The organism is Paenibacillus ihuae (assembly GCF_001368795.1).
In the GTDB taxonomy this organism is placed as follows: Bacteria; Bacillota; Bacilli; order Paenibacillales; family Paenibacillaceae; genus Paenibacillus_AQ; species Paenibacillus_AQ ihuae.
This window is the reverse complement of the sequence record NZ_LN831198.1, coordinates 942636-946551: the sequence shown is the minus strand read 5'-3', so window position 1 is coordinate 946551 and position 3916 is coordinate 942636. Positions and strand designations below refer to the sequence as shown.

Sequence of the window (3916 nt, the reverse complement as noted above, 5' to 3'; positions counted from 1 at the left end):
GGGCTTTACCGCCGAACGCAAGCTCAGGGAACATTCCGAGCGACAACGCCGAAGGAACACCAAGCAGGAAACAGGCCAGTGACAGGATCCAGACCGAACGCTGACGGCTCCAGTTCCAGCGCTCCATCGCGAAGGATACAGGCACTTCAAGCAGGGATACCGCTGAGGTCAGCGCTGCAATCGCCAGCAGGATGAAGAACAAACCGCCGAAGAACGCACCAAATGGCATAGCTGAGAAAGCAGCCGGCAGCGCGATAAAGATCAGCGAAGGCCCTTGATCGGGGGCAATGCCAAACGAGAACGTTGTTGGGAAAATAATCAGTCCAGCGATTAACGCATAGAGCAAATCTCCGCCGCCAATTGCAAACGCAGCAGTTCCGAGTGACTGTTTTTTATCCACATAAGAGCCGTAGGTCAGCAGAATCCCCATCCCGAGCGATAAGGAGAAGAAGGCATGTCCCAAAGCGACCAATGCCGATTCCGCAGTCAGCACCGAGAAGTCCGGTTTAAGGAAGAAGGATACACCTTCAGAGGCGCCCGGCAAGGTTACAGCACGAATCATAAGCACAATAAGCAGAACTACCAGACCGGGAATAAGTACCTTGTTGAATTTCTCAATTCCGCCGGATACCCCGAGGATAACTACCCCCGCAGTAATCAGCATGGCTATGCCCTGCCAGACAATAGGCATATATCCGGAAATAAAGGTGCCGAATTCCCCGGCATAATCACTGGTGCTGAACAATTGTCCATTGAAGGAAATCACAGCGTAATTCAGTGTCCAGCCGGCAACGATAATATAAAAAGAGAGAATCAGAAAAGGCGCCAATACCTGCAGAATTCCAGCAGCCTTCCAGCCTTTACCGCCTCCGGCCCGGATAAACGAAGTCGCTGCGCTTCCGCGCCCGCTGCGTCCGATGGCAAGCTCAGCCAGCAGCACCGGCAAGCCGATCAGCACCAGACAGACAATGAAGAGCAGGAAGAACGCCGCACCGCCATTTTCCCCGGTAATATAAGGGAATTTCCACATATTCCCCAGACCCACCGAGCTGCCGATGGCTGCCAAGATAAAGCCGCTGGAAGAAAAACGCTCCTTCTTCTCCGAGAGCAGGCTTTGTTTACCTTTAACCTTATTCATGAATCGACGCCCCATTTTCTTTTTTAGACCTCATTATAGCTTATGTAACGAAGTGTGTCATATACAATTTATAACTATCCCGTGACAATTAAAGAAAGCGACTCATCCGTTAGACATGTCGCTTTCTTCATTCAGCACCGCACATGCTTGCGCTTAAAACCAATCCGTCCTTTATCAACGGCTTTTTGAATATTGTCGTAGGCATTAATAGATTTGCTGCGGGGCTTATCCGTATTAATTTCTACCGGACCTATGCTCCTGGCTGTCGCACACGCCTGATCATGAAGCGGCAGATAAGATACCGCCACTGTGTATACAAAGTTGTTCATTGCGTATTGAGCGCGTTCCGGAGCATCCCGAATCGTATTTTCAACAGTTTCCAGCATATCGGCAAGTTTGCGTTCAGAGAATTCGTGATCCTTCCGGCTGCCGAGCAGCCAGCAGTAACAGCTCCAGCCCGCGGACATCCGCAGCTCGTCGCCGCTCGTGATCCACTTATCGGCTACCTGCTGCGCAATATCCGCTTCGGCCAAGGTTACGGCCACCACAAAATCAGACACCATATAAAAATAGGCCCCGTCCATCCACCGGTCATAATCGGCTTCCGTCATTGCATTCGGGTCGGCAATGATGCCGGCAAAGTACATCGCGTCGTAGTTTCCCGTGGCGTATAGCTGCTCAGCCAATGGCTGATTTATTTTGGTTTTCCTGAAGATCGGCTTCATTGCTCCGGTAGCCACGCCAAACAGAGGTTCGTGTGCGCCATTCGTGAGGTATATTTGCTTGGTTCGTTCCTTGCCCAGCGCTTCCAGCTCCTGCATGACCAACTCTAGATTCATAGTTGCACACTTCCTTCGGAATCCTCTTATCCAATGACATCCATGATGTGAAGGTCATTCGTTTTACTAAGATCAATAAACTCGTTATCATCCACAGCAATAAGTGGCTTTGTGGGATAATTCACATTCGTCAGCAGAATCTTCCCGGTGCGTCCGTCTGATAAATGAACCTCGCATCCGACTTGATTCGCAAGCAGCGAATCAAGAAACGTCATGCCTATCGTAGAGTCAAACCGGTTATGTATAATTCCTTTATGAATTTCATTAATGACTTCGAAAAAAGTAAACGCCGGTCTATGCGGCCGGTCTGAGATCATCGCCATGTATATATCTGCCAAGGTGACAATTTTACTCAGCCGGTCGATTTTATCGCCTTTTATTCCATGCGGGTACCCGCTGCCGTCTTCCCTTTCATGGTGCTGTAAGGCGACTAAGGCAACACGCGGATCAACATCCGAACCTCCCAGCAGTTCGTAACCAAGCAAGGTATGCTGCTTCATGATTTCCTGTTCGTGCTTTTCAAACCTTCCCGGTTTATTCATTAAGGAAGAAGGCAGCTTCACCGTGCCAATATCATATACACAGGCTGCGATGGTCAGAAGACTCAGTTCCTCTTCATCCAGCTTGAGCCACTTGCCAAGCGATGCGGCAATGACAGCAACTCCGATGCTTTGCTTGTAGCGGTAATCCCCCTGGTCTTTAAGTTCGGAGAATACCTGGAATAAGTTATATCTCTTAGCCGTGTCTTTAATAAAGGGGAGTATTTTTTCTTCAACATCCTCCATTGGAACGGTGCCGTTGTTCCGTACAAGCTTGTCTATTTCTTGCAGATGCATTTCAGTCCGTTTCACTTTGGCACGGGATTCCGCGGCGGCTGCAGAACGAGGCAACACGGGAACTTCCGGCCGGTCCGCTTCTTCCTCAACATAGCCTTCGACGGCTGCCTCCACACTGCCCACCTGAATCTTGAAATTTGCCAACTTTTCGATGTGGTTCTTTCGAAGAATCGTGTCCTTGGAAATTAACAATATTCCATTGTCCGCATAAATATGGGTTCCCAAACGTTTTCCAATAAAATTGTCGTATTCAATGATCGACATAATGGAGCCAACTCCTCTTTCATCCCTTGGTTACAAAGTCATTCTCGTTCGAGATAGTTATCCTTCTATGGAGAATATTCTATAGAGTATTGCGGCAGATTGGAAGAATTTATTATTTTTGCATTCTGAAAATGAATCTATAGTAACGGTCCTGTTAGCCGAAGGCTGGATTTACTTGGGTCATTCGATTTAGGGTTTCGTTCTTTGGCGGGAGAATTTTTTTTGAATCTATTCTATGAAAAAAGCTTCCGCTTTTAAATGAAATGCTATATTATATTAATTCAAATGCATAATAAAAATATTTAATGTATATAAATTCGTTACATGTGATGTGAATATGACATGTTCATGGGAACATTACCATACGAATCTGAATGGAGGGATGCATAAACTTGCAGACGCTGTTGTCCGTAATACCGGCACATCTATAAATAGAGAGAAACACTGGGAGGTAAATGATGACCAAGAAATTATTATCCTTATTAATCGCATTAACCCTGACGTTATCCGGAATCCTTCCGGCAGCCTATGCGGGTGAAGCTGTCACTGAAGTTCAGACTCAGGTTCTGACTGCACCGGCATCAACCGGTTCCGGCGCTTCGGCTACAGTCACCTCAGAAGTCTATCAAACCCCTGCATCTACCGTATCGGCAGAGGTCTATCAGGCCTCAATGACTGAAGCCAGAACGCTGCCGGTTACGCTAACCCTTCCCGAAGGTGTCACAGCAGACCAGCTTACCTGGAATTTCGGCAGAATGGCGGAAGAGATGAAGCCGCTGGCCCAGTGGAAAAAATGGAATAACGCTTCTAACGTTAGAGCATATACGGGAGATCCGTTC

3 protein-coding genes and 1 pseudogene are annotated in these 3916 nt (G+C 47.8%); 1 reads left to right on the top strand and 3 read right to left on the bottom strand.

Annotation, left to right across the window (positions count from 1 at the left end):
- The 3 genes from AQR02_RS04210 to AQR02_RS04200 all read right to left on the bottom strand — a co-directional run.
- The coding region (locus tag AQR02_RS04210; RefSeq protein WP_245237111.1) for a sodium-dependent transporter at positions 1 to 1138 on the bottom strand (1138 nt) is incomplete at its 3' end.
- A gap of 131 nt (positions 1139 to 1269) precedes the next feature.
- Complete coding sequence (locus tag AQR02_RS04205; protein WP_054939516.1) at positions 1270 to 1977, bottom strand: DNA alkylation repair protein; 708 nt, start codon at positions 1975 to 1977, stop codon at positions 1270 to 1272.
- A 26-nt stretch (positions 1978 to 2003) separates the two neighbouring features.
- Positions 2004 to 3077, bottom strand: coding sequence for an HD-GYP domain-containing protein (locus AQR02_RS04200; protein ID WP_054939515.1), 1074 nt, complete (start codon positions 3075 to 3077; stop codon positions 2004 to 2006).
- Between the two features lie 458 nt (positions 3078 to 3535).
- Between AQR02_RS04200 and AQR02_RS31800 the strand changes: the two are divergent.
- Positions 3536 to 3916 (top strand): annotated as a pseudogene (locus AQR02_RS31800) (hypothetical protein); the annotation flags it as partial.